Annotated in this window: 20 protein-coding genes and 8 tRNA genes; 6 read left to right on the top strand and 22 right to left on the bottom strand. The window is 39.3% G+C overall.

What is annotated here, in order from left to right:
- Window positions 1-334 precede the first annotated feature (334 nt).
- Entirely contained in the window at window positions 335-1,750 is a 1,416-nt protein-coding gene (locus GQR52_RS17895) for a sodium:alanine symporter family protein (protein ID WP_165729316.1), read from the top strand.
- A 926-nt stretch (window positions 1,751-2,676) separates the two neighbouring features.
- On the opposite strand, the gene GQR52_RS17890 is transcribed toward GQR52_RS17895, so the two are convergent.
- The 12 genes from GQR52_RS17890 to GQR52_RS17835 all read right to left on the bottom strand — a co-directional run bounded on the left by GQR52_RS17890 (window position 2,677) and on the right by GQR52_RS17835 (window position 8,135).
- Window positions 2,677-2,763, bottom strand: a tRNA-Leu gene (locus GQR52_RS17890).
- A 38-nt stretch (window positions 2,764-2,801) separates the two neighbouring features.
- Window positions 2,802-2,875: transfer RNA gene (locus tag GQR52_RS17885), tRNA-Cys, on the bottom strand.
- Between the two features lie 19 nt (window positions 2,876-2,894).
- Window positions 2,895-2,970, bottom strand: a tRNA-Gly gene (locus GQR52_RS17880).
- 49 nt (window positions 2,971-3,019) lie between these two features.
- A tRNA-Leu gene (locus GQR52_RS17875) sits at window positions 3,020-3,106 on the bottom strand.
- Between the two features lie 39 nt (window positions 3,107-3,145).
- A tRNA-Gly gene (locus GQR52_RS17870) sits at window positions 3,146-3,221 on the bottom strand.
- 64 nt (window positions 3,222-3,285) lie between these two features.
- A tRNA-Leu gene (locus GQR52_RS17865) sits at window positions 3,286-3,372 on the bottom strand.
- Window positions 3,373-3,409: 37 nt separating this feature from the next.
- Window positions 3,410-3,483: transfer RNA gene (locus GQR52_RS17860), tRNA-Cys, on the bottom strand.
- Between the two features lie 32 nt (window positions 3,484-3,515).
- A tRNA-Gly gene (locus GQR52_RS17855) sits at window positions 3,516-3,591 on the bottom strand.
- Window positions 3,592-3,803: 212 nt separating this feature from the next.
- Window positions 3,804-4,349: a CDP-diacylglycerol--glycerol-3-phosphate 3-phosphatidyltransferase gene (gene pgsA, locus GQR52_RS17850; RefSeq protein WP_032827134.1), complete on the bottom strand. Its 546-nt coding sequence runs from the start codon at window positions 4,347-4,349 to the stop codon at window positions 3,804-3,806.
- Between the two features lie 42 nt (window positions 4,350-4,391).
- The gene (uvrC, locus tag GQR52_RS17845; protein ID WP_021032122.1) at window positions 4,392-6,215 is read right to left on the bottom strand and encodes an excinuclease ABC subunit UvrC; all 1,824 of its coding nucleotides are present in this window, start codon (window positions 6,213-6,215) and stop codon (window positions 4,392-4,394) included.
- Between the two features lie 9 nt (window positions 6,216-6,224).
- Window positions 6,225-6,875, bottom strand: a complete 651-nt coding sequence (uvrY, locus tag GQR52_RS17840) for a UvrY/SirA/GacA family response regulator transcription factor (protein WP_002963136.1) — start codon at window positions 6,873-6,875, stop codon at window positions 6,225-6,227.
- 108 nt (window positions 6,876-6,983) lie between these two features.
- Window positions 6,984-8,135: a dicarboxylate/amino acid:cation symporter gene (locus tag GQR52_RS17835; RefSeq protein WP_165729315.1), complete on the bottom strand. Its 1,152-nt coding sequence runs from the start codon at window positions 8,133-8,135 to the stop codon at window positions 6,984-6,986.
- Between the two features lie 362 nt (window positions 8,136-8,497).
- Here GQR52_RS17835 and cysK point away from each other — a divergent pair, with 362 nt between their 5' ends.
- Window positions 8,498-9,466 (top strand): cysteine synthase A, encoded by a 969-nt coding sequence (gene cysK / locus GQR52_RS17830; protein ID WP_002963138.1) that lies wholly within the window; start codon window positions 8,498-8,500, stop codon window positions 9,464-9,466.
- Window positions 9,467-9,608: 142 nt separating this feature from the next.
- Window positions 9,609-10,043: a hypothetical protein gene (locus tag GQR52_RS17825; RefSeq protein WP_007587009.1), complete on the top strand. Its 435-nt coding sequence runs from the start codon at window positions 9,609-9,611 to the stop codon at window positions 10,041-10,043.
- 76 nt (window positions 10,044-10,119) lie between these two features.
- On the opposite strand, the gene GQR52_RS17820 is transcribed toward GQR52_RS17825, so the two are convergent.
- Window positions 10,120-12,396, bottom strand: coding sequence for an acyl-CoA dehydrogenase (locus GQR52_RS17820; protein ID WP_165729314.1), 2,277 nt, complete (start codon window positions 12,394-12,396; stop codon window positions 10,120-10,122).
- Window positions 12,397-12,563: 167 nt separating this feature from the next.
- Here GQR52_RS17820 and GQR52_RS17815 point away from each other — a divergent pair, with 167 nt between their 5' ends.
- Window positions 12,564-14,411 carry a M2 family metallopeptidase gene (locus GQR52_RS17815; protein WP_165729313.1) on the top strand — a complete coding sequence of 616 codons (1,848 nt, stop codon included), beginning with the start codon at window positions 12,564-12,566 and terminating at the stop codon, window positions 14,409-14,411.
- Between the two features lie 67 nt (window positions 14,412-14,478).
- Here GQR52_RS17815 and GQR52_RS17810 read toward each other — a convergent pair whose 3' ends face one another.
- The 8 genes from GQR52_RS17810 to GQR52_RS17775 all read right to left on the bottom strand — a co-directional run bounded on the left by GQR52_RS17810 (window position 14,479) and on the right by GQR52_RS17775 (window position 21,984).
- Window positions 14,479-15,282, bottom strand: coding sequence for a putative porin (locus GQR52_RS17810; RefSeq protein WP_165729312.1), 804 nt, complete (start codon window positions 15,280-15,282; stop codon window positions 14,479-14,481).
- A 666-nt stretch (window positions 15,283-15,948) separates the two neighbouring features.
- Entirely contained in the window at window positions 15,949-16,743 is a 795-nt protein-coding gene (locus GQR52_RS17805) for a putative porin (protein WP_002962833.1), read from the bottom strand.
- Window positions 16,744-16,944: 201 nt separating this feature from the next.
- Window positions 16,945-17,319: a PH domain-containing protein gene (locus GQR52_RS17800; protein WP_165729311.1), complete on the bottom strand. Its 375-nt coding sequence runs from the start codon at window positions 17,317-17,319 to the stop codon at window positions 16,945-16,947.
- Window positions 17,319-18,227 carry an ABC transporter ATP-binding protein gene (locus GQR52_RS17795; RefSeq protein WP_007377980.1) on the bottom strand — a complete coding sequence of 303 codons (909 nt, stop codon included), beginning with the start codon at window positions 18,225-18,227 and terminating at the stop codon, window positions 17,319-17,321. The genes GQR52_RS17800 and GQR52_RS17795 overlap by 1 nt, the downstream gene beginning before the upstream one ends.
- The gene (locus tag GQR52_RS17790; protein ID WP_165729310.1) at window positions 18,224-19,051 is read right to left on the bottom strand and encodes an ABC transporter permease subunit; all 828 of its coding nucleotides are present in this window, start codon (window positions 19,049-19,051) and stop codon (window positions 18,224-18,226) included. The genes GQR52_RS17795 and GQR52_RS17790 overlap by 4 nt, the downstream gene beginning before the upstream one ends.
- A gap of 143 nt (window positions 19,052-19,194) precedes the next feature.
- Window positions 19,195-20,376, bottom strand: a complete 1,182-nt coding sequence (locus GQR52_RS17785) for a cystathionine beta-lyase (protein WP_165729309.1) — start codon at window positions 20,374-20,376, stop codon at window positions 19,195-19,197.
- A gap of 9 nt (window positions 20,377-20,385) precedes the next feature.
- Window positions 20,386-21,306, bottom strand: a complete 921-nt coding sequence (nudC, locus tag GQR52_RS17780) for an NAD(+) diphosphatase (protein WP_165722920.1) — start codon at window positions 21,304-21,306, stop codon at window positions 20,386-20,388.
- Window positions 21,307-21,480: 174 nt separating this feature from the next.
- Window positions 21,481-21,984 (bottom strand): NYN domain-containing protein, encoded by a 504-nt coding sequence (locus GQR52_RS17775; RefSeq protein WP_007586991.1) that lies wholly within the window; start codon window positions 21,982-21,984, stop codon window positions 21,481-21,483.
- 150 nt (window positions 21,985-22,134) lie between these two features.
- Between GQR52_RS17775 and GQR52_RS17770 the strand changes: the two genes are divergently transcribed.
- Together GQR52_RS17770 and GQR52_RS17765 are read left to right on the top strand one after the other, a co-directional pair.
- Complete coding sequence (locus GQR52_RS17770) at window positions 22,135-22,758, top strand: hypothetical protein (RefSeq protein WP_165729308.1); 624 nt, start codon at window positions 22,135-22,137, stop codon at window positions 22,756-22,758.
- Window positions 22,758-23,501, top strand: coding sequence for a DUF3307 domain-containing protein (locus GQR52_RS17765; protein WP_010555314.1), 744 nt, complete (start codon window positions 22,758-22,760; stop codon window positions 23,499-23,501). Before GQR52_RS17770 ends, GQR52_RS17765 begins: the two co-directional genes overlap by 1 nt.
- Before the next feature lie 127 nt (window positions 23,502-23,628).
- Here GQR52_RS17765 and GQR52_RS17760 read toward each other — a convergent pair whose 3' ends face one another.
- Window positions 23,629-25,023, bottom strand: a complete 1,395-nt coding sequence (locus tag GQR52_RS17760; RefSeq protein ID WP_165729307.1) for a DEAD/DEAH box helicase — start codon at window positions 25,021-25,023, stop codon at window positions 23,629-23,631.
- Between the last annotated feature and the right edge of the window lie 196 nt (window positions 25,024-25,219).

Raw genomic sequence — 25,219 nt, 5'->3', positions numbered from 1 at the left:
TCAACACTTAGTTTTAAACTTTCTTTTGGAAGATTTAAAACCGAAGTTTTATTTAACTCTCTGAGTTGTTCCTGCCTCGCTATGCGTTGTCCGCTGCGCGTCGCCATATCCCGTCTCAGTGGGGTCGCATTATAGGGAGCTGCGGATTTTACGCAAGCGTTATTTGCATAAAATAGTAATTAAAATTAAGCCCCAAGCAAGCGCACACGATAAGCACAAGTTACCCACAAAACCCTGTTGATAACTCTGTTTTTGAACTTTAAAACTAAACACTTTTATCCTGATGTGATAAGTTGCGGTCACTTTTTTTAACTCATGTATTTAGGCAGTATCCATGACAGACATAATAAACAGTATAAGTGCCCTTCTATGGGGCCAAGTTCTCGTCTACTTATTAATAGCAGCGGGCCTCTTCTTTACTTTTCGACTAGGCTTTATTCAATTTGTGCAATTCCCGCATATGTTCAAAGTTATGTTTGGATCTCGTAAATGTGCCGATAACGAAATTTCATCCTTTCAGGCTTTTTGTACTTCATTAGCAGCTCGTGTCGGTACTGGTAATATGGCTGGTGTTGCTGTTGCTTTATATCTAGGTGGTCCAGGTGCTATTTTCTGGATGTGGCTTATTGCATTAATAGGTATGGCTACAAGTTTTGCCGAGAGTACTTTAGCTCAGGCTTATAAAACAAAAGATGCAGATGGTAATTTTAGAGGTGGCCCTGCTTATTACATGCAAAACGGTTTAGGCAAACGTTGGATGGGGATTTTATTCTCGTTATGTTTAATTTTAGCCTTTGGTTTAGTATTTAACGCAGTACAGTCAAACTCTATTGCTGCAGCATTTGAAGTAGCGTTTGATGTACCTAAGTATATAGTAGGCATTTGCTTGGTTATCGGCTCTGGTATTATTATTTTTGGTGGATTGAAAACGATTTCTCGTTTTGCAGAAATGGTTGTGCCGTTTATGGCATTAGCTTACTTATTAGTTGCCCTTTACGTATGCGCTATCAACTTCACTGCATTACCTGATGTAATTGTACTTATAGTAAAAAGTGCTTTTGGTATTGAACAAGCCGGTGCAGGTGCAATTGGTTATGGTGTTACGCAAGCGATGATCCAAGGTATAAAGCGTGGTTTGTTTTCAAACGAAGCTGGTATGGGTAGTGCAGCTAATGCCGCTGCAACTGCAACGCCTTACCCTCCTCACCCCGCATCACAAGGTTATGTGCAAATGCTAGGTGTATTTATTGATACTATTGTTATTTGTACAGCGACAGCTTCTCTTATTCTGTTATCGCAGCAATTAGTACCTGAATCTGGTGTTATGGGGATTGAACTTACACAAGCGGCGTTACAAGAACATGTTGGTGACTGGGGTACTTACTTTATTGCAATCGCTATACTCTTTTTTGCTTTTACTTCTATTGTGGCTAATTACTCTTACGCTGAAACAAATTTAATGTTTTTAGAGCACAACTCTAATAAAGGGATGTTTATCTTTAGGCTTGTTGTTTTGGGTATGGTGATGTTTGGTGCTATTGGTGAGCTTGGTTTAATTTGGACGTTAGCAGATATATCAATGGGTTTAATGGCCATTGTAAACGTTATAGCGTTATTTATGCTTTCAGGAGTTGTTGTATGGCTATCGAAAGATTATAACGAGCAACGTAAGAAAGGTCTAATACCTACCTTTGATAAAAGTAAACATCCAAAACTCGATAAAGAGGTTGACCCCGAAGCCTGGAAATAAACAACAAACAGCGAGCTACGGCTCGCTTTTTTAGTTCTAAAAATAAAAAGTCCTGACACATAGCACTCGATCATTTATAAGTAAAAGCTGTTACGGACGATAAGAACCGTATAGACATTATCTGATTATCAGCCTAGATAAGACAACCTACAAAAACAGATGTTTAATGCCCACAGCTCTGCATTATGTATAAGCACTTTATTGTTTACCTATTTGAAGTTCTCACCATAACTCTAGACTTACTCTTACCCGCGATTTTTAACTTCCAATGAGCATGTGTTAGCAACCAATTCGACAACTATACCAACCTGCATAAATCTCTGAGCAATTTAACGAATTAAATTGCACTATAACGTCGTTAAAAATTTTTATTTAGAACACTAGATACAAAAATTTTTGCCTAAATCTAGCGTAATTTCCTTAACCTTAAATAGACCCCATATATAAGCAGATTGGTATTACTTTATGCTACCAGCACATAAGTGTTTGAACTTTGCTTTCAAGGTTATTTGCTCTCGAGGTGTAGATTGCTTTACTGTTTTGAATTTTTTAAAGCTAATGGCCTACTTTACTGGTTGTTATCATAAGTCTATGACGCTTAGTTCAGTTCAAAGTGTATTCATCAGCATAAAGTACTGTGTGTCGCTAAGGATTGCATGGCTGGTTTATTTGAGGCGCTATAGGATTGGGTTTGGAAATATTACATTATGCTTACTCATATATATCTTTAATACGATAGATATACAAACTCTTAATGAACTATCACACAACCCTATTATTGGGTAGACCATGCATAAAATAGTGCATATCAAGATAATATAAATCATAGAAAACATAAAAATGATAAATCAAGATTTTTACTGGATATTTTATAGATATCAGAAGATTTATTGGATATTTTTTAAGCAGAGCGCTTAATAGAGAGATGGTGCCCGAGGCCGGACTTGAACCGGCACGACTTGTTAGTCGAGGGATTTTAAATCCCTTGTGTCTACCAATTCCACCACTCGGGCATCGAGTTTGCTAATTAAAGCGTGTGGAGTAAATTATATGGAGGCGGAACCCGGAGTCGAACCGAGGTAAACGGATTTGCAATCCGGTGCATGGCCACTCTGCCATTCCGCCTAAATGTATCCAAATAATTTGGAGCGGTACACGAGGCTCGAACTCGTGACCTCGACCTTGGCAAGGTCGCGCTCTACCAACTGAGCTAGTACCGCAAAATACTGTTTTATCAACTTCAAATCATCTTGGTAAAATAATTTAAAGTGGTGCCCGAGGCCGGACTTGAACCGGCACGACTTGTTAGTCGAGGGATTTTAAATCCCTTGTGTCTACCAATTCCACCACTCGGGCATCGAGTTTGCTATTAAAAGCAAGTGGATAAAACTAATATGGAGCGGTACACGAGGCTCGAACTCGTGACCTCGACCTTGGCAAGGTCGCGCTCTACCAACTGAGCTAGTACCGCATCATATTAATTCTAAATTAACTATTTTATAAATTACACTTGGTAATGTAATTAAACCACAAAGTGGTGCCCGAGGCCGGACTTGAACCGGCACGACTTGTTAGTCGAGGGATTTTAAATCCCTTGTGTCTACCAATTCCACCACTCGGGCATCGAGTTTGCTAATTAAAGCGTGTGGAGTGTTGAAATGGAGGCGGAACCCGGAGTCGAACCGAGGTAAACGGATTTGCAATCCGGTGCATGGCCACTCTGCCATTCCGCCCCAATACTGGAGTAATAACCTTGAGATAAACTTGGAGCGGTACACGAGGCTCGAACTCGTGACCTCGACCTTGGCAAGGTCGCGCTCTACCAACTGAGCTAGTACCGCATTTTATTTATCAGTTATTTGAATTAACACATGATGATTTATGTGAACATTCAGGTAACTGATTAATTACCGTTTTGTTTATCTCGGGGGCTATGCCCTCTCAACACGGACGCATTCTACAGAGATTATTAAACGCGTCAATACAAAAAATGCTAGTTTTGAACTGTTTGCTTGTTTTTTATCTAAAACGGTGCGTTATTATACATTTAGAGTTAATTTTTAGTCAATTCACCCCATGCTGCACGTAAATATTGCATCATAGAACTCAAGGTTAAAAAGGTCGCAATGTACAGTAGTCCAAAACTTAAATAGTTCATCCACGTATCATATTGCCAAATCAAACCGATAATGGCTAACATTTGTGCAGCCGTCTTTATTTTACCCATATTTGATACAGCTACATTACCACGCTTACCCTGCTCTGCCATCCATTCACGAAGTGCAGATATGATAATTTCACGGCTTATTATAATAAGAGCAGGTATTGTCATATACATTGACTGGTACTGATCAGATAACGCTACAAGTGCAGCACATACCATTACTTTGTCAGCAACAGGATCTAAAAAAGCACCAAAAGGAGTTGATTGCTCAAGCTTTCTTGCCAAATAACCGTCTAATATATCGGTGATCGATGCAAGCCAAAAAATAAAGGCGGCAGCAAAAAAAGCCCAGCTATAAGGCAAATAAAATATCACCAAAAAAACGGGGATAAGAAAAAGTCTAAATGTTGTGAGTGTGTTTGGAATATTCCACATAACTACTTGGATATGTCTTTTTTGCTATATTCGCATGTAGGGCTAGCCCTTGTCATGCAAATGGTTAAATATCTTCTCAGCCATGTCAGGGCTGATCCCAGGAACTTTCTTTAACTGTTCTATATTAGCAGCTTTTACACCCTGCATGCCCCCTAAATATTTTAATAATGTTTGGCGACGCTTAGAACCTACTCCATTTATTTCTTCTAGTAGTGATTGTGTACGTTGTTTTTGTCGTTTATTACGATGCCCTGCAATAGCAAAACGGTGAGACTCATCACGTATATGCTGAATCAAATGAAGCGCAGGCGCATCTGAATCCATCGGAATGGTTTTGCGTCCACCGTCAATCAATAGTGTTTCAAGACCGGGTTTACGACTCGTTCCTTTTGCAACACCGACTAATAAAGGCATTTTAGTGTGCGGCCAATTAGAAAAGTACTGCTCAGCGCGTCCTAACTGCCCCTTACCGCCATCAATAAAGATAACGTCTGGAATTTTGTCTTCGTCTACTAACTTGTTATAGCGCTTGTTAAGTGCAAATTCCATTGCAGCATAATCATCGCCACCTGTAATACCTGTTACGTTGTAGCGCCTATACTCTTTTGTATTTGGGCCTTGTGAGTCAAATACAACACAACTTGCAACGGTGTTCTCCCCCATGGTGTGGCTTATATCAAAACACTCCATTCGGGTAATATCGTCAAGTCGCAGTGTTGCTTTTAATTGTGCATAACGTTTATTAATAGAGTCTTGGGTACTTTGTTTAACCGCAATACTGTTTAATGCATTTTTATTGGCCAGTTGTAAGTATTGCGCACGCTCACCACGAGTGACCACTTTAAGGATTACTTTGCGCTCACTTATTTGTGTAAGCGCTTCGCCGAGTGCCCCGCTCTCTTCTATTTCAAACGGTAATATGATTTCTTTTGCAATACGCCCTGTTGCTCCTGGCGCTAAATAGTACTGTCCTAAAAATGAAGTCAATATTTCTTGCTCACTCGAATCTTTAGGTACTTTTGGAAAATAGGTTTTACTACCCAGTACTTTATGATCGCGGATCATTAATAAATGAATGCCGTTTAACCCGTTTAAATGCGCAAAACCGACAACATCCATTTCTGCAAAGTTACCAGAAATAGACTGTTGCTCCTGCATTTTACGAAGTAGCATTATTTGGTCGCGAACTTTTGCCGCCAATTCAAAGTTTAATTGCAGGCTGGCTGCTTCCATTTTTTTTATTAAATCAGCAATAACTTCGTGAGATTTACCCGTTAAAAATTTACGAACATAGTCAACTTGCTCACTGTAATCATCATCAGTTACTTTATTTACACATGGAGCTGAGCAACGTTTAAGTTGATATTGCAGACACGGGCGACTTCTTGCGCGGTAATAAGCATCTTCACATTGACGAACAGGAAATATTTTTTGCATTAACCGCAAGCTTTCAGATACCGCTCCTGCGCTTGGGAAAGGCCCAAAGTACTCACCTTTAATTTTACGACTGCCACGATGAAATGCTAAACGAGGGTGTTTATGGCTAGTGAGTAAAATATAGGGGTACGACTTATCGTCGCGTAATAATATGTTGTACCGAGGCTGATATTTTTTTATTAGATTATTTTCTAGCAGCAGCGCTTCGGTTTCAGTATTGGTGAGGGTGACTTCAATGTTACAAATATTACTCACTAAAACGCGTGTTTTGCTATCGGTAATATTACTTCTAAAGTAACTGCTCACACGCTTTTTTAGATGCTTTGCTTTACCAACATAAATAACTTGGTTGTCACTATCAAGCATGCGGTATACGCCCGGCTCACTTGATAGCGTTTTGAGAAAATGTACGTGATCGAATTCAGACATAAATTATAGTTAGTACGAAACGTCTATATCAATCATTTTATGACGAATAGCTAAATGGGTAAGCTCAACATCACCACCTACATTTAACTTTTCAAACATACGGTAACGATAGCTATTTACTGTTTTAGAGCTTAGATTTAAGCGTTCAGCTATATTTTGTGCTTTTTCACCTTTGGTGATCATAAGCATAATTTGCAGTTCGCGCTCAGATAAACTCTGAAAAGGGTTTTCATCTGTGCGGCCTGTCACTTGTGCAAGCGCTATCTGCTGTGCAATTTCAGGTGCAATGTAACGCTGACCAGCATGAACACAACGAATGGCACGAACCATTTCATCAGAACCTGCACCTTTAGTTAAAAAGCCATGTGCACCAATTTGCATTACCTTGCTCGGAAACGGGTCTTCACAATTAACAGTAAGCACAATAATTTTTACATCTGGGCAGTAACGACAAATCTTTTTAGTCGCTTCTAATCCGCCCATGCCTGGCATATTCATATCCATTAATACTATGTTTGGCGCATGCTGACGACAAAACTGTACAGCCTCTTCGCCAGTTTTAGCTTCGCCAATTACTTTAAACCCTCGTACGTCATCAAGAATACGCTTGATTCCTGTTCGTACAAGTTCATGGTCATCAACTAAAAGTACATTAATCAATGGAACATCCTCACTTACCTAACAACATGCAATTTAATTAAATTAATTTGCCACAGTAACATACATAAAGCGAAACAATAATTAATATTATTGCCTCGCTCTAATAGTTTAAGATGACGATTTTTCGCTAAATCTGTCAACCCATAACGCAATGATACCATCACCCGTTACATTACACGCAGTACCAAAGCTATCTTGTGCTAAATAAAGTGCAATCATTAATGCAACAGCACCTTCATTAAACCCAAGCATGCTTGTTAATAAACCAAGCGCCGACATGACTGCACCACCTGGCGCACCCGGTGCTGCAATCATTACTACACCTAACATCATAATAAACGGTAGCATACCCATTAATGAAGGAACTTCCATGCTTGGCGATAAAAACATAACAGCCATTGCACAGGTTACTATAGTGATAGTTGAGCCAGATAAGTGAATAGTCGCGCAAAGTGGCACTGTAAAGTTAGCTACATCTTCTTTAACGTTATTTGCTTTACTTGATTGAAGCGATACTGGAATCGTTGCTGCACTTGACATAGTACCTAACGCTGTAAAGTAAGCTGGTAGCATATTTTTAACTAATTCGATTGGATTACGTTTTAACAATATACCTGTCGCTATATATAAAACGCTTAACCATAACCAATGCATAACAAGCGCTGCAATTAGTACTACACCAAATGTTTGCAACGTATCTACCACAGTGCCTGCCACCGTCATTTCGGCAAATACGCCAGCAATGTAAAATGGTAAAGCTGGAATAATTACTTTCGATAATAACCCGTCCACTACATCACGACCCTGATCAGACACCTTTTTAAGCGTATCAAGTTCTAGTTGGCTCATGCCTATACCAAATACAAAAGCAGTCACTAATGCGGTCATTACACCCATCAGAGGTGGAATTTCTAAATCAATAAAACTACCTATTTCAGTAGCAACTTCTGTTTCAAATGTAATGCCACCACTTAAAAAAGGTATAACAGCACTTACTAATAAAAATGCAAGCGTACCGGCAATAATGGTAGAGCTGTAAGCAAACCCTACTGTTTTACCAAGTAAGTGACCAGACCCTTTTGGTAGGCCAGCAATACCCGATGCAATAAAAAATAAAATGATAAGAGGGATGGTAAAGGAGATAATTTGACCAATCAGCTCTTTTACTGTAAATAAAAGTTCAACACCAGTTATAGGTACATACAGTCCGACTAAGATACCGGCCACAATACCGGCAATTAATTTTAAGATTAACTTCATTGTGATTGCTTAATTGAATTTAGATACGTGTTTTTATCATGTTTTAGACGCATTGTGTGATAAAACTATTCAAGTTACATTCATATGCACAAATAACGAACAAATACAGCTTGATCCAATGCTCTTTCGAACATTTTTTGACTAAACGAGTTTTTACTCTTTAAATTTCAAATTAAGCCCGCACCTATAATAACTAAAGCACCGTTAATAATTGATTTTTATTTCGGCTGGTTATAAGCCCAATAGATATATGTTATAGCCAAACTTTACTTTAGTTTTTTTAAACTCACAGTAAAGTGTGTTTATATAGTTAGTAGCAAAGGCTATTAACACGTTGATCAGATTGCATCCAAAGGAACATTATGTCTACTATTTTTGAAGATAACTCACTAAGCATCGGTAATACACCGCTGGTAAAACTTAACCGTGTTACAGGTGGGAATGTATACGCTAAAGTTGAATCTCGTAATCCAAGCTTTAGTATCAAATGCCGCATTGGTGCATCGATGATTTGGGAAGCTGAAAAATCAGGTCAGCTTGTTGAAGGTAAAGAACTTATAGAACCAACATCGGGGAACACCGGTATTGCACTTGCATTTGTTGCAGCAGCACGTGGTTACAAGTTAACACTTACTATGCCAAACACCATGAGCCTAGAACGTCGCAAGCTATTAAAAGCATTAGGTGCAAATCTAGTGCTTACCGACGGTGCTAAAGGTATGAATGGCGCAATTGAGAAAGCAAAAGAAATTCAAGCAACAGCACCTGATAAGTATATTTTATTACAACAATTCGAAAACCCTGCAAACCCAAAAATTCACTTTGAAACAACAGGCCCTGAAATTTACGATGCGCTTGACGGCAAAGTAGACTTTTTTGTAGCAGGTGTAGGTACTGGTGGTACTATTACAGGTGTTAGCCGCTACCTTAAAACAGAAAAAGGTTTAAACGTTAAGTCTATTGCTGTTGAGCCAACTAACTCTCCTGTTATTAGCCAAACGCTTGCCGGTGAAGAAATTAAACCTGGCCCTCATAAAATCCAAGGTATTGGTGCAGGCTTTATCCCTGGCAACTTAGATATGGACTTAATTGATGGTGCCGAGCTTGTATCTAACGAAGACGCAATTGCAATGGCGCATCAGTTAATGAAAAAAGAAGGTATTTTAGTCGGTATTTCGTCAGGTGCTGCGGTTGTTGCAGCTAAGCGAATTGCTGAAAAACCTGAAAACGCAGATAAAAATATTGTTGTTATCCTACCTAGTGCAACTGAGCGTTACTTATCAAGCCCAATGTTTGATGAAGAATTTAGTGAGCAAGAGTTAGTACAATAAGTAATTTTAAGATTTTTAAAAGGATGCTTTAGGCATCCTTTTTTATTATTTATTATCCAATTTTCTATTTATTGCCCCCCATACCTTTACATCTTCCTAGATAAACCACACACTTTAAAAAAACTAATTAATAATAACTAATATGAAAAAAATCACGAGTTTATTAAGTTTGGTTATCTGTTTATTTTTATCAGCCTGTGGAGACGATACCAAAACACTTGGCGACACTCCTGGCGATACAGCAACCGCTTATTTTGATGCGCTTTATAACCAACAAGACCTTCAAAAAGCCAGCACCATGGCAACACCCAATCTTACGCGCATCATGAAATCCTACGGCACTGCAAAACAGTTTTCCCGTAACTTAGTAAATATGCAATATGATGAAGTAACCATTGAAGTTGATATGACCAATATGAGCATCCGTGAACAATACGGTGATAACGCCAAAATAAACCTTATTTTTACCGGCTATTTAAATGGTGATAAAATTGACGAAATGCGCAGTGTAAAAATGCTTCGTAAAAAGGGCAAATGGTACATAGATAAAATAGTTGCCGACCCTTACGCTCGTTAAAATAAATGAATTAAACATAAAAAGGCCTTACATTTGTAAGGCCTTTTTCGCTTTAGTTAGTATTTAAAGTACTGCGCTACAGCTCACCTGGTTGAAAATTATCAACTGCGATGGCTTTCTTTCGTAACTTATTAGCGTGATGCATTGCATCTGCATCAGTTTGCTCTAATAACTTATTTTCAAGCGCATAATTTATAGCACCTTCAATATCAAGCGTTGCAGGCACACTGCCCTTACGCTGCCATTGTTTTAGATCTTTAAACTGCGCTTGCATATCATGCATAGCTAAAAATGCGCTTTCCATGACCCCTGTACCTGCATTTTCATCTACATAACATAAATGCGTTAAGCGGTTTCTAAATACACCCGGTTGAGTCATACGCTCACAAATACTTTGTGCAATTTCATCACCTGGTCTGTGGTAATGGTTTCCAAGCGGGAATACGATACGTTTAAGGGTAAAATTAACAACCGGATTTGAAAAGTTTTTAAAGAAGCCATTAAACGCTTGGCCAATTTCAAATAATGAGTTCTCAATAGCATATTTTACAAATGGTAAATCAGCTTGTTGGCGCCCTTCGTCTTCATAACGTTTTAAAACAGTTGATGCTAAGTACAAATGACTTAATACATCACCCAAACGTGCCGATATCATTTCTTTTCGTTTAAGCTCACCGCCAAGCATTAACATAGCCACGTCTGTGCAAATAGCTAAGCCTCGGCTCATTCTGCTCAGCTGCTTATAATAAACAGCCGTTTCACCACCTACAGGCGCTTTAGCAAAATAACTACGTGTTAAGCCATGCACAAATGCCATACCTGCATTACTTGCTGCAAATATTATATGGTTCATTAATAAACCATCAAATTGTTCAAGTGCTGCGTCGTCATCTTCCATTGCAGCGGCTTCCATTTCTTTTAAAACAAATGGATGACAGCGTGTTGCACCTTGGCCAAATATCATTAAGTTACGCGTTAAAATATTCGCGCCTTCAACCGTAATTGATACTGGGATACCCATATAGCCATGTGCCAAATAGTTATTAGGCCCTACTTGAATTCCTTTACCTGAATGAATATCCATTGCATCATTCATTACCGTACGACCCATTTCAGTCATATGGTATTTAGCAATCGCTGTTACAACCGACGGGCTTAATTTTAAATCAATCGCACCTGCGGTCATTAATCTGCACGACTCAAGTGTGTAAGTTAAACCACCAATACGTGCAAGTGCCTCTTGCACACCTTCAAACTGCCCTATTGATACACCAAACTGCTGGCGTACCATGGCGTATGCCGATGTCATTTTTGAAGCTAAATGTCCAGTTGCTGCACTTAATGCCGGTAGTGATATACCACGCCCTGCACTTAAACACTCAACAAGCATTCTCCAGCCACGCCCTGCACACTCTTGCCCACCAATGATCCAGTCCAGTGGTATAAATACATCTTTACCGTAAGTGGTACCATTCATAAAGGCCATATTAAGCGGATAATGACGCTCACCCGTTTCGACACCCGGATGATCGGTTGGTATTAGAGCACATGTAATGCCTAGCTCTTTCTTATCACCTAATAAAGTATCAGGGTCATACATTTTAAATGCTAAGCCGAGTACAGTAGCCACTGGTGCAAGTGTAATGTAACGCTTTGACCAATTTAAACGCAGGCCCATTACTTGCTCTCCATTGTGCTCACCCATACACACCACGCCCGAATCAGGAATGCTGCCAGCATCAGAGCCCGCCTCTGGTCCCGTTAATGCAAAACAAGGAACATCTGTACCATTAGCTAAACTTGGCAGCCAACGATCTTGCTGCTCTTTAGTACCATAGTGAAGAAGTAACTCGCCCGGACCTAAGCTATTAGGCACCATAACAGTGACTGCGGCTGTTAAGCTTTTAGTCGAAATTTTTGATACTATCGTTGAATTAGCAATTGCCGAGAACTCACGACCGCCAAATTTTTCAGGAATGATCAGCGCAAAAAAACCTTCTTTTTTTAGGTAATCCCACACTTCTTTTGGTAAGTCTTTGTCTTTTTGTACAATTTGATAATCATCAAGCATCGCCAATAAGGTTTCTACTTGGTTAGCCATAAATGCGTTTTCTTTATCGCTAAGCTCTGGTTTAGGAAAGCGGTGCAGTTTTTGCCAGTCTGGGTTACCACTAAATAACTCACCATCCCACCAAACATCACCTGCTTCCATCGCCTCTCGCTCTGTTTGCGATAATGGCGGAAGCACCTTTTTGAACATTTTAAACGTAGGACGACTAATCAAGTTTAGGCGAATATCTTTAACCGCAAAAATAACCACCACCACGACCAGCAATATTATAAATATTAACATGCGCACATTCCTTACACATTGAATGAAAATAGTAACTTAATTATGACCCATCTTAATTTAAATACAATCATTGAACGACGAGTCGAGAGCCTTAACGCATTCATTTTATTGTTTTAAACATCACTGCTATTATCAACGTTTTAATAACAATAAATTAAAGGAATAGCATGACCCCCTTTCGATTTAAACTAAGTATGAGCGCCTTAATGGTAGCAAGTACTCTTGCTTTAACGGCCTGCGATGCGCAAGTAACTATAGACACTACCGATTCAGCACACACTAAAAAAGCTGTAACAGCTAAAGATGCAAAAACATTTATAACAAACACAGAAAAAGAACTAAGTGCACTTTATTTAGAATCGAGCCGTGCAGAGTGGATTTACGCAAACTTTATTACTCATGATACGTCGGCTCTATCGGCTGAAGTTAACCGTAAAATGACAGAAACAGTCGTGCGTTTAGCAAATGAAGCTGCAAAATACGACGAACTAGAGCTTGATTACGATGCTCGCCGTAAGCTTGATAAACTAAAACTAGCACTTACACTTCCTGCCCCACAAGACGCTGATAAAACAGCACAACTTTCACAAATTGTCGCAGAGCTTGGCGGGCTATATGGTAAAGGTAAATACTGTAAAGAAGACGGCACCTGTTTAAGCCTTGGCGACATGACTTCAAAAATGGCCACCAGCCGAGATTACAACGAACTACTTGATTTATGGCAAGGCTGGCGTGAAATATCAAAACCCATGCGCCCACTTTACGAGCAACAAGTAGCACTTACCAACGAAGGTGCAAAGGAGCTTGGTTATGCCGATACGGGCGCTATGTGGCGCAGTAAATACGATATGCCTGCTGATGACTTCACCACTGAGCTTGACCGTATTTGGGGCCAAGTTAAACCACTGTATAACTCGCTACACTGCCATGTTCGCGCAAAGTTAGGTGAAAAGTACGGCACCGACAAAGTACCTCAAGATCAGCCAATACCAGCGCACTTACTTGGTAATATGTGGGCGCAAGCATGGGGTAATATTTACGATGTAGTTGCACCAGAAAACGCCGATCCGGGTTACGACGTAACCGAGTTATTAGCTCAAAATAATTACGACGAACTTAAAATGGTAAAAGGGGCTGAAAACTTTTTTACCTCAATGGGTTTTGACGCACTACCAGAGACATTTTACGAGCGTTCACTGTTTGTAAAACCAAAAGACAGAGATGTGCAGTGTCATGCATCAGCATGGAATATCGATAGCAAAGACGATTTACGCATTAAAATGTGTATTCAGCGCACAGGCGAAGAGTTTTCAGTTATTCACCATGAATTAGGTCATAATTTTTATCAACGCGCATACAACAAGCAGCCTTTATTTTATCAAGAAAGTGCAAACGATGGTTTTCATGAAGCCATTGGTGACACCATTGCCTTATCGGTTACACCGGGTTACTTAAAAGAAATCGGCTTACTTGAACAAGTACCTGATGAATCTAAAGATATTGGTTTATTAATGAAAATGGCACTTGATAAAGTCGCCTTTGTGCCGTTTAGCTTAATGGTTGATCAGTGGCGCTGGCAGGTATTTTCAGGGGAAGTAGCACCGGAAAATTACAATAAAGCATGGTGGGAACTACGTGAAAAATACCAAGGAGTGCAAGCGCCTATCGCACGTAGCGAAAATGATTTTGATCCGGGTGCTAAGTACCACGTTCCGGGTAACACGCCTTATACACGTTACTTTTTAGCGCATATTTTGCAATTTGAGTTTCATCGCAGCTTATGTGAAATTGCCGGTAACGATAAAGCCATTCATCGCTGCTCTATTTATAACTCAAAAGAAGCAGGGGATAAGCTAAACGCTATGCTTGAAATGGGTTCGTCTCGCCCTTGGCAAGAGGCGCTTGAAACTGTAACAGGTAAGCCGCAAATGGATGCAACAGCAATGCTCGATTACTTTGCACCATTACAAACTTATTTAGATAAACAAAACGAAGGCCGCAACTGCGGCTGGTAAATAGCGCTGAATAAAAAGCCCGCTCAAATGAGCGGGCTTTTTATTCATATTCTAATTTTCTGTTAAATTAGAACTGTAAGCTTACATTTGCAAAGTAGGCATCATAATCAGAATCATCCCAGTTATTGCCGTAACCTGCTTTTAAACCAACATTGTTGTTGAAAAAGTGTTGAGCACCAAGAGTGTAATCATCATTTTTATTAACTGTAACAAAAACCGATGTTGCTTTGCTGAAATAGTAGTTAGATGCTAATTCCCAGTTACTTGAACCGCCATCAACATCTTCAAATTTACCTTCAACAGTCAAGTAGTTACCTTGCTGTAAATCAACAAAGTACTTAGCTGCTACTGCACGGTAATCAAACTCATCATCTGCTGTTACTGTAAAGCCAATATAATCAGTGCTGTTTAACTGGTGGTTATATGCCAAATCAAACACAAACTGATTGTCAGCATCTTCTACATCAACAAACGTAGCTTTTAATACAAGGTTTGGATTAAAGAAGTAACCCGCTGAAAGTTCAATTACATCCGTGCTTGAGCCAAAATCACTATCGAAATTATTGTACTGTGCACCTAATACAAAATCTTCTACAAAATACTCACCGCCAACGCTAGTAACATCTCCAAGATCATTATCACTGTATGCACCATAAACATTTGTTTGCTTATTGATGTATTCAAATTGATCATAAGGACCTAGCGTCGCTTTTGGAGAAAAATAATATGTTGAGTCAACACTTACTGTGTCATCACCATCTACGTCCACATATCCTACATGGCTGATTGATTGGTAAGTATCTGCAGCTATTGCAGTGGTTGCAGCACTTGATAATAAAATGCTCGAAATGATAACGGCTAATTTTTTCATTTTAAATTCCCTATAAATATTACTTTTTATGCCTCAGCTGTCTAGCCAAAGTCGGGGCGCATCCTAACGCCAAAAAAATGAACAAAAACTGAATAAAAGGTCAGATTAAACCCAGTGGAGTTGTAATAATTTATACGTAAATGTAAATACAAAGTATCTTCCAAATCTACAAGACAATATCATGTCATCATTTAAATTTAAAAAGTAACAAATACGGTACAAACTGTCGCTAAATTGAACACAACTTAATTATTCGATAAACCTCATCAATATAATTTCCTCTCACTAAATTTTTTTAATTTCTCAAAAAAATTACTCTGTTTAATTCATTATTTCTGTATTTATAATGAAAAATAGGTTTGTATCAGTGCATATTTTTATCTGTTTTTTTCCAATAACCATTGTTTACTAGCAAAAACAACTCCAATACTTACTATTTTATAGCTATTATCATCGACCGCACTTAATGACTTTAATAACAATTTAGCCATTCATGGCGACTCTATTTATAACTCAAAGGAGTTATTTAGATGAGCATAATAAAGGCCGTAATTATGACTGGTAAAAGTTTATAGTTAAAAGCTCAAACGTTTAAAAACGACAAAGCCCGCTAAATTTAGCGGGCTTTTTAATATTACTTTTGTATTAACTAAGTACGGGACTTAATTAAAACTGAAAACGCATGTTAGCAAAGTACGCATCGTTATCAGAATCATCAGCGTTGTTTTCGTAACCCACCTTTACACCAATATTTTTATTGATGAAGTGTTGAGCACCAAAGCTATAAGTATCTTGCTTATTGTAGTTAGCAAATACAGATGTTGCTTTTGAGAAGTAGTAGTTAGTTTCTGCTACCCATTGGTTTTCTGCATCATCAATGCTTTCGTATTTACCTTCAAAAGTAAGGTAGTTACCTTGCTGTAAATCAATAAAGTATTTAGCAGCTACTGCACGGTAATCAAAATCGTCGTCTGATGTAAGTGTAACACCTACGTAATCAGTGCTGTTTAGCATGTAGTTGTAAGCTAAATCAAATAATGCGTAATCATCGCCGTCTTTGTTTTCAACTAGTGTTACTTTTGCAAGTAAATCAGGGTTGAAAAAGTAACCACCCGTCAGTTTATAAAGCTCACTGTTAGAACCTGAATCTGGGTCTAGGTTTTCGTAAGATGCGCCAACAACAAATTCATTAATGAAGTATTCACCACCAACTGATGTTAAATCGCCAAAGTCGTCATCAGCGTAGCCACCATATACGTTAGTTTGTTTATTGATGTATTCAAACTGATCGTACGGACCTAACGTTTTTTTAGGAGATAAGTAGTAAATAGAATCTACAGCAACGGTGTCGTTGTTATCGCTATTTTTATAGCTTAGGTTACTAATTGAATTATAGCTGTCTGCAGCAGCCGCAGTGCTAGATAATAAAATGCTCGAAATAATAACTGCTAATTTTTTCATTGTAAGACTTCCCTATGTACATTGCTTTTTATGCTCTAGCTGTATTGCTAAAGTCGAGGCACATGCTAACGTTAGGAAACTGAATGAAAACTTAACTAACCAGTTGTATTTATTAAGTTAATTGTAAGGAAGTGTTGTAAACTGTAAAATTAAAGTAGTTGCAACATCTAGTCAACAACTACTTAAAACATGTACCGCAGCTTAAAGCGCGTATTGGCTAATAATACGATAAACATCGTTAATATTATCGCCAGACTTAAACTCTTTACTAATTGGTGTTGGATCTGAGCCAACCCATATTTTTAGCTCGGCATCTAAGTCAAAATGGCCTGCACTTTCTTTACTAAACTTGGTAATTTTAGAGTAAGCAATACTCACCATTTCCATTTTAGAGCCGGTCATACCTTGCTTATCAATTAAGATTAAGCGCTTATTAGTAAAAATAAACATATCACGTACTACTTTATATGCTTTTTCTACTTGCTCGCCGTCAATTAATGTATTGGCGAGGGTTTTCTCTAAATCAGAATCGTCAACTTCGCTTGCATTACCCATAAGTCCGCTAAGTAAACCCATTATACTTTCTCCTGTTTAAATATTTGATTCTCTAATGTGTGACCATTAACTAACTGCCTGTACTGCCAGTGTTGTTGATGACAAAAATTCAGTAGTGCAATATCAAGTGGATCGCTCGTTGGTTGATACTCAACAACATATTCTTTATGCTGGCTCATATACACTCGGCTCACCCCTGCAATTGCTTGAAGCTGTTGCTCAACATTTTGATAAGCTTCGCTTAGCATTAATGTATAAAAGTGTTTATCAGTATTATTTGTTTTTGTTTGATGCTCGCTTAGTACGCCTTTATCTAAATGAAGCACCTGTGAGCATAGTCGTTCAAGCTCAGTTAAATCGTGAGAGCTTAAAATAAACGTAGCCTGTTCACTTAATTCAGATACTAGCTCGCGTACTTCTCTGGCATGAATCGGATCAAGCCCTGCGGTTGCTTCATCAAGCATTACAATTTGTGGCGCGCCAATAAGTGCTTGCGCTATCGTAACGCGCTTGCGCATACCGTGCGATAAATCCCCTGCACGCTGCTTTGCAATTTCTTTTAAGCCAACCAAGTCAAGTACACGTAGCGCCTCAGTTTGGCTTTGCTTAGCGCCCATACCTTGCAGTTTTGCATAAAAGGCGAGTTGCTTATCTATATTAAAACGAGGGTCAAGTTGTGCGTCTTGCGGTAATGCACTTACTTTATTAAATAAAGCAGCGCTCCCTGGCTTATGCCCTAATATTTCAAGGCTGCCTTTACTTGGCGCTATATAGCCGCACAACAAACTAAATAAGGTGGTTTTACCCGCACCATTTGGCCCAACAAGCGCCACTGGCGCGCCTTTATTAATCTCAAAGTCCACATTATTAAGCGCAAGTTTTGCACCATACGATTTACTCAAACCGCTGGCTGTAATTAATGGTCTCATAGTGAGCTCCTTGCAAAAATACATTGAGCAACGCTTAGTAACACCGCAGTTTGCACAAGGGGAATAGCCACAGCGCTTAATAATGGTAAATTTTGCCCCGCTAATAACTCTATTTGCACACCCGGAAATAAATAATCAAGCAAGCCTAATGCGGGTATTTGCCATTGCAATATACCAACTACAATACCGCCTGCTGCAAAATATAAAATTGCCAATACAATAGATAAACGCGATGAGCGAGCAAAGGTATTTATTAACGTCATAAGTGCTACAAATGGACACAGAGTAATCACTAATATTAAAAATATAGAAAGCGCACGGGCAAAACCACCAGCCAGTAAACTTGGATCTCTAAACCCTAGTACAGCAAGCGTAGCCACAAGAGTAATGCCCACTAAGCAGGCTAATACCGCTAATTGCCCTAAAAAACGACCAAACAGTATTTCAAAGCGAGTGGAGCGCAGTGATAAAAACCGAAGTGTGCCGCGCTCTCTATCGCCTACCGTTTGGTCGCTACAAATAAATAAACCAAAAACGGGAAAGCTATACAGGGCTATTAACCAGTACATAGCAAATTCGGCCTCAGGCCAATCCAATAATTTACTTAAACCAATAGAACCTGATATATCACGGGCTATTTGCTCAAAATCGGGCGCACTTACAATGCCTACTGCCTGCCCTATTGGGTAGCGCAGTATTATTAGCCACACCAATGCAAAGGCAGCTAATGCAATAAGTCCACGTTTAGTTAAAAACATACGTACAAGCTCAAATCCCGCTATTTGCGTTAATCGCCCTACGTTTATCGGTAATGGTGTTGCCATTGACTATCCTTAATGACTTTTTATTTTCTGTGTATTTATCCACACTAAGTGTAAACACCTTGAATTACCAGCAAAAAAAAGCTCACCTATAGTGAGCTTTGTAACAATACATTTAAATGTAACAGCATAAATTGCGATATAAATTATAAATGCTGCTTATAAACCTCAAGTGCTTGGCTTAAATCGCTAATTAAATCTTCAACATCTTCAAGGCCAATATGCAGGCGAATAACCGGGCCTAAATCCCAACCTGTATTTGAACGCAGCCCTTTCATAGTTAAATTAGCCGTTACTAAACTTTCAAAACCGCCCCACGAAAAGCCCATTTTAATATGCTCAAGGCTATCTAAAAATGCATCAATCGCTTTTTGATTACCGGTTTTCATCACAAATGAAAACAACCCATTACTGCCATCAAAATCACGTTTAAAAAACTCATGCCCTGGGCAGGTTTCAAATGCAGGGTGGCGAATATGATCAACAAGCTCATGTTGTTCAAGCCATTTAGCTACTTCTATTGCTGCTTTTTCATGTTGATTCAAACGCACACCCATTGTACGCAGGCCTCTAAGCGCTAAATACGCATCATCGGCACTGGTACATTGCCCTAGTAAGTACGAGTTTTCGCGCAAGGTTGGCCAGTACTTTTTATTAGCAACAGCCACACCCATCATCACGTCTGAATGGCCGACAATATACTTCGTTGCAGCCTGAATACTAATATCAACACCGTGCTCTAGCGGACGATAATGCAAACCGTTGCCGTAGGTATTATCAAGTATGGTCATTACGCTATGCTCATTGGCTACTTTTACCATAGCAGGCACATCTTGCACTTCCATCGTAATAGAACCTGGAGATTCTAAAAACAATACTTTGGTATTTGGCTGAATGTAGTCTTTAATACCTGCGCCAATGGTTGGCGGGTAGTAGGTTGTTGTAATGCCCAGCCCCACTAAAATTTTATCGCAAAAATCGCGAGTTGGTTCGTACACGTTATCAACCATTAAAATATGATCACCGGTTTTTAAAAACGATAAAAATACTTGGCTAATCGCCGCCGCGCCACAAGGGTATAGTGCACCCCCTTCGCCGCCTTCAAGTTCTGTAATCGCTTCTTGTAGCGCAAAGTGTGTTGTTGTTCCCCGGCGCCCATAAAATAACGTTTTATCGCCACGGGTTTTAGCAGCTTCTTTTAAATCTGCTACAGTATCAAATACAATGGTAGATGCACGCTGTACAACGGGATTTACTACGCCATGTGTATAGGCTTTTTTGCGCCCTGATGATACCAGCTGAGTGTTTTTATTACTTTTACTCGACATTGTTAATCCTTAAGGGTTTGTGCGCCAATGCTCAATTAAATAACGAGAGATAGAGTCGGTTCTAGGCAGCTTTAAATGCTCCCCTTCTTCGTGCCAATTACCAAATTGCTCTAAGTCTTCACGACTAAACCATTTTGCATCGTCTAGCTCTTCTTTATCTACGTTAATTTCCTCAGATGTCGCCTCTGCAAAAAAACCAAGCATAATGGACGATGGGAACGGCCATGGCTGAGATGCAACATAACGTACGTTATCAACCTCTATACCTGCCTCTTCTTTAACTTCACGCGCAACCGCTTGTTCTAGTGTTTCACCTGGGTCAACAAATCCAGCAAGCGACGAATACATACCAATAGGCCACGCGGCTTGGCGACCTAATAAACAGCGTTCTACTCCGTCAGCAAAGACTTTAGTAACGACCATAATTACCGCAGGATCGGTACGCGGGAATGTAGGATGCTTACAGTTTTCGTTTTCACATACACGAGAATGCCCTGCTTCCACTGAACGGTTTTTACTACCGCAGCGCCCACAAAAACGGTGCGTGGCATGCCAATAACATAACCCTCTCGCAAGGGCGGCTATTGAGGCATATTTAATGGTTACTTGAGGCCCATATTGGCGAATATCAAAAAATTGAGCGCCCTCTATTAAAGGCGTAAGTACGCTTTCATCCAGATCAGATACATCCAATGCAAACACACCATGTTTAGCATTATTTAAACCAACAAAAATAGCACTCGTTAAATCTAAATGCGCCACTTGTTGATACGTTAAATAGCTTACTTTAGGGGTATCTTTAATAAATAGGGTTTGATTATTTTTAACTAAAACCCATTTACTTTGCGCCGACATTTGCGCTTTAAGCCACGATGGGTCTTTACGAAAATTTGAGCCTCTGTCTAGTGGCATGTTGCTATAATGAAGCATGTAAGTCCTTGGTAACTCGTTATGCTTTAAAATTACCATAATCATTTAGCAAACCCAATTGATTACAGTAATAAAAAAAGCCTATATAAGGCTTAATTCATCTATTACGGCTTTGTATTAAAATCTCTCATGTTGCAGGCACTTAGCTTGCATTTTTTTAACTATTTTTTACTGTTAAAGTAGCAAAGTATTATCAATTAAATGAAATTGCTCTGCGCTTTGTTTTAATACCTCAGCGGTTAACCGGTCAGCACCGTATACATCGCACGGTACATTATATTGATTTTTTAAATGCCCAAGTAACAAAGCAAAGTCACCATCGCCAGAGAGCAAAATAACCTTATCAAGGCTTTTACCCTGCTCTAACATGTCTATTGTTATACCTACATCCCAATCGCCTTTAGCACTTCCATCACGGCGTTGAATAAATGGCTTTAGCTTTACGTCAAAACCAATCGCACGCAAAATATTTTGAAACTGATTTTGCTTTTCATCACCTCGATAAATAGCGTACGCAAAAGCACACTCAATATTGTATTGCGCCTGCATTACCCGCCAAAACGCATTGTAGTCAAAGTTTTTTCCGTAACTCTCGCGGCACGTGTAATAAATATTTTGCACATCAACAAAAATACCTACGCGTGGTTTCGTGCTTTGCTGCTCGTTTTGTAAAGTCATTTAGTGTCCTAGTGAGGATTAATAGCAATAAAAGTAACGTTATAAAATAAGTGTACCTTGCAATTTATATTTAAGTAACCTAAATTAGTTACATACCCTTATGTAACCAATATTGGTTACATATTAAAAAGTAACCATTTTGAGATTTTTATGATTGGTGTGATCAGCGGCGATATTATTAAATCGCAAACAATCCCTAAGCAGCAATACGATGCCATGCTTTATCAACTAGAGCAAAGTTTGCGAAACATTTCGGGGGAGCAAACACTTTGGAATATATACCGAGGCGATGCCTTTCAGTTACAAGTTAATAATCCTGAGCTCCTTTTTAAAAATGCCATACTTGTATATTTACACCTTAAATCGTCAGGTTATGAGCTACGGCAAAGCTTGGCACTTGGGCAAATAGATAACCCACGCAGCGATATAAAAACAGCAACCGGTTCTGCTTTTACCCTTTCGGGGCACGGCCTTGATAAAATAGGTAATCAACGCTTTGTTTTTAATATTAATGAGCAGCAGCTTGATGAAAGCTTAAATCTTAATTTAGCCTTTGCTGACGTATTACTCACTAAAATCACGCAAAAACAAGCAAATGCCCTGTATGTCTATTTAACATCATCAGACAACAGCCACGCGGCACTGGCTAAAGAGCTTAAAACAAGTCGCGAAAATGTAACAAAACTACTAAATTTAGCGCACTACCAACTTATAGAACGCTTTATTAAGCACACACAACACGTTATAAAAAATATAATTAAAGGAGGTGAATAATGGAGTTTTCACTTTTACTGGTCGCGCTTATTATTGGCCACTTACTCGCTGATTTTTACTGGCAACCTATGAGTTGGGTAAACGACAGAAACACCCGTCACTTTAAAGCCAGTAAGCTTTATTTTCATGTACTTGTGCATGGTGTAACAAGTGCACTCATTATTACCGTGTGGGAATACACATTCGGGTGGCAACAACTAAGCAGTGTTTTAATTGCCACGGCGAGCATTATGTTGAGCCATTACTTTATTGATATAGCTAAATCGTATTCTAATAAAGGCGTGGTGCCTTTTTTACTTGATCAAATAGCGCACATACTCGTTATTATTGCGCTCAGTATTTGGCTAACTGATAACAATAGCTTTATGGCTGCAATTAATAATATGCTCACTGATCCCAAAATACTGTGGGTGGTATGCGGTTATTTAATTATTTTAAGTCCTAGCGCCGTATTTATAAGAATGATGTTAGAGCGTTTAACAAGTAACTTTTCAAGTACTGGTAGCTTACCACTTGCAGGGCAAAGCATAGGTATGCTTGAGCGCGTACTTATGCTGAGCTTTATATTGCTTGACCAATTTGCAGGGCTTGGCTTTTTACTTGCGGCAAAGTCGGTATTTAGGTTTGGCGATTTAAGTGCAAGCAAAGATAAAAAACTTACCGAGTACGTTATGCTCGGCACACTACTTAGCGTAAGTGTTACTTTATTTGTCGGCTTGGGTATTAACTATTTAATCAGGTAGGCAATACAGTAAGTACAAATTACAGGCAATAAAAAACGCGCTGCTTCTATTTATTCAAAAGAAGAGAGCGCGTTTTTTGTATCAGCCTTTAACCAAGTTCTAAATTAATTAAACGCCAATATGATCATTAATCGTTATTTGTGCGACGACGGCGTTGGCCACTACCGCCAACAGATTCACGCTTTGCCCATGGGTTTTGCGCGCTGTCATCTGTTTTAGCAGCTGGCTTTTTAGAACCACCACGGCGTGGGCCGGTACCATTACCACCATTATTTGGCTTTTTACTGTTAGGCTTGCTGCTATCAGATTTAGGCTTATTAAAAGGCTGCTTTTTCTTAGGCTTTTTAGACGGCAGTGGGCGAGCATCTAATGCGCGCTCTGCTACTGGGTTAATAGGCTCAAAACCGTCTTCTTCAGCACGTGGGATAAGCTCACCAATAAAGCGCTCAATACCGTATAAATCAACAGCATCTTCTGTTGTTACAAACGAAATCGCATGACCCGACGCACCGGCACGGCCTGTACGGCCAATACGGTGAACGTAATCTTCATATACATTTGGTAAGTCGTAGTTAACAACATGCGGTAATTCAACAATGTCTAAACCACGTGCAACAATGTCTGTTGCTACTAGTACGCGTACTTCACCACTTTTAAAACCATCAAGTGCTTTAACACGTGCGCCTTGTGATTTATTACCATGGATAGCCGCGCCTACAATGTCATCGCGCTCTAGTTGTTTAACTAAGCGGTTAGCACCGTGCTTTGTGCGGCTAAACACTAATACTTGTTGCCAATCGTTAGTGCGAATCAAGTGGCTTAGCAATGCTGTTTTACGTGTTTTATCTACCGCATAAACACACTGAGTAACACTTTTTGCAGTAGTATTTTTTGCAGCAACTGAAATTTCAACAGGGTCATTAATTAACCCTTTTGCTAATGCACGAATTTCGTCAGAAAATGTAGCCGAAAACATCAAGTTTTGACGTTTAGCAGGCATTTTAGCAATTAAGCGTTTAATGTCGTGGATAAAGCCCATGTCTAACATGCGGTCAGCTTCATCGAGTACAAGCACTTCAACGCTATCAAATTTAACTGCATTTTGATTATGTAAGTCGATTAAACGACCCGGCGTTGCTACTAAAATATCAACACCTTTACGAAGACGCTGCATTTGTGGGTTAATTTTAACGCCACCGTAAACTACAGATGAGCTCACATCTGAATGCTTAGCGTACTCTTCAACGTTTTCGCTTACTTGCAAAGCAAGCTCACGTGTAGGCGTTAAAATAAGTGCACGTACGTGGTTACTTTTAGCTTTAGGGCCTGACGACAAACGCTCAATAAGTGGTAATGTAAAACCCGCTGTTTTACCTGTACCTGTTTGCGCTGCTGCCATAACATCACGGCGTTCAATAATTGCAGGAATTGCTTGAGCCTGAATCGGCGTTGGCGTTTCATAGCCCTTTTCTAAAACCGCATTAACCAAAGACTGTGATAAACCTAAACCTTCAAAACTCATATAAACTCTCTTTTAAATTAGGCTACGTTAGCCAGTTGCGCGCATTATACCTGTAGTAGCTAAGAATGCATGCCATTATTTACGTTGCGGGCAATTGAGCATAGCTTAATAAAATTAAACCGGTGATCAAGTTGCTTAAAAATGCAAAAAACGGCCATAGGCCGTTTTATATTTATACTTAATTACTTTAAGTATA

This window comes from Pseudoalteromonas sp. 31A1 (assembly GCF_011378815.1).
In the GTDB taxonomy this organism is placed as follows: domain Bacteria; phylum Pseudomonadota; class Gammaproteobacteria; order Enterobacterales; family Alteromonadaceae; genus Pseudoalteromonas; species Pseudoalteromonas arctica.
This window is presented reverse-complemented; position numbering and strand designations above follow the sequence as displayed.

Bases quoted from the DNA above. Each gene is read 5' to 3' on its own strand.
- GQR52_RS17895 (WP_165729316.1), top strand. From the start codon at position 335: ATGACAGACATAATAAACAGTATAAGTGCCCTTCTATGGGGCCAAGTT.
- pgsA (WP_032827134.1), bottom strand. From the start codon at position 4,349: ATGTGGAATATTCCAAACACACTCACAACATTTAGACTTTTTCTTATC.
- uvrC (WP_021032122.1), bottom strand. From the start codon at position 6,215: ATGTCTGAATTCGATCACGTACATTTTCTCAAAACGCTATCAAGTGAG.
- GQR52_RS17835 (WP_165729315.1), bottom strand. From the start codon at position 8,135: ATGAAGTTAATCTTAAAATTAATTGCCGGTATTGTGGCCGGTATCTTA.
- cysK (WP_002963138.1), top strand. From the start codon at position 8,498: ATGTCTACTATTTTTGAAGATAACTCACTAAGCATCGGTAATACACCG.
- GQR52_RS17825 (WP_007587009.1), top strand. From the start codon at position 9,609: ATGAAAAAAATCACGAGTTTATTAAGTTTGGTTATCTGTTTATTTTTA.
- GQR52_RS17820 (WP_165729314.1), bottom strand. From the start codon at position 12,396: ATGTTAATATTTATAATATTGCTGGTCGTGGTGGTGGTTATTTTTGCG.
- GQR52_RS17815 (WP_165729313.1), top strand. From the start codon at position 12,564: ATGACCCCCTTTCGATTTAAACTAAGTATGAGCGCCTTAATGGTAGCA.
- GQR52_RS17810 (WP_165729312.1), bottom strand. From the start codon at position 15,282: ATGAAAAAATTAGCCGTTATCATTTCGAGCATTTTATTATCAAGTGCT.
- GQR52_RS17805 (WP_002962833.1), bottom strand. From the start codon at position 16,743: ATGAAAAAATTAGCAGTTATTATTTCGAGCATTTTATTATCTAGCACT.
- GQR52_RS17800 (WP_165729311.1), bottom strand. From the start codon at position 17,319: ATGGGTTTACTTAGCGGACTTATGGGTAATGCAAGCGAAGTTGACGAT.
- GQR52_RS17795 (WP_007377980.1), bottom strand. From the start codon at position 18,227: ATGAGACCATTAATTACAGCCAGCGGTTTGAGTAAATCGTATGGTGCA.
- GQR52_RS17790 (WP_165729310.1), bottom strand. From the start codon at position 19,051: ATGGCAACACCATTACCGATAAACGTAGGGCGATTAACGCAAATAGCG.
- GQR52_RS17785 (WP_165729309.1), bottom strand. From the start codon at position 20,376: ATGTCGAGTAAAAGTAATAAAAACACTCAGCTGGTATCATCAGGGCGC.
- nudC (WP_165722920.1), bottom strand. From the start codon at position 21,306: ATGCTTCATTATAGCAACATGCCACTAGACAGAGGCTCAAATTTTCGT.
- GQR52_RS17775 (WP_007586991.1), bottom strand. From the start codon at position 21,984: ATGACTTTACAAAACGAGCAGCAAAGCACGAAACCACGCGTAGGTATT.
- GQR52_RS17770 (WP_165729308.1), top strand. From the start codon at position 22,135: ATGATTGGTGTGATCAGCGGCGATATTATTAAATCGCAAACAATCCCT.
- GQR52_RS17765 (WP_010555314.1), top strand. From the start codon at position 22,758: ATGGAGTTTTCACTTTTACTGGTCGCGCTTATTATTGGCCACTTACTC.
- GQR52_RS17760 (WP_165729307.1), bottom strand. From the start codon at position 25,023: ATGAGTTTTGAAGGTTTAGGTTTATCACAGTCTTTGGTTAATGCGGTT.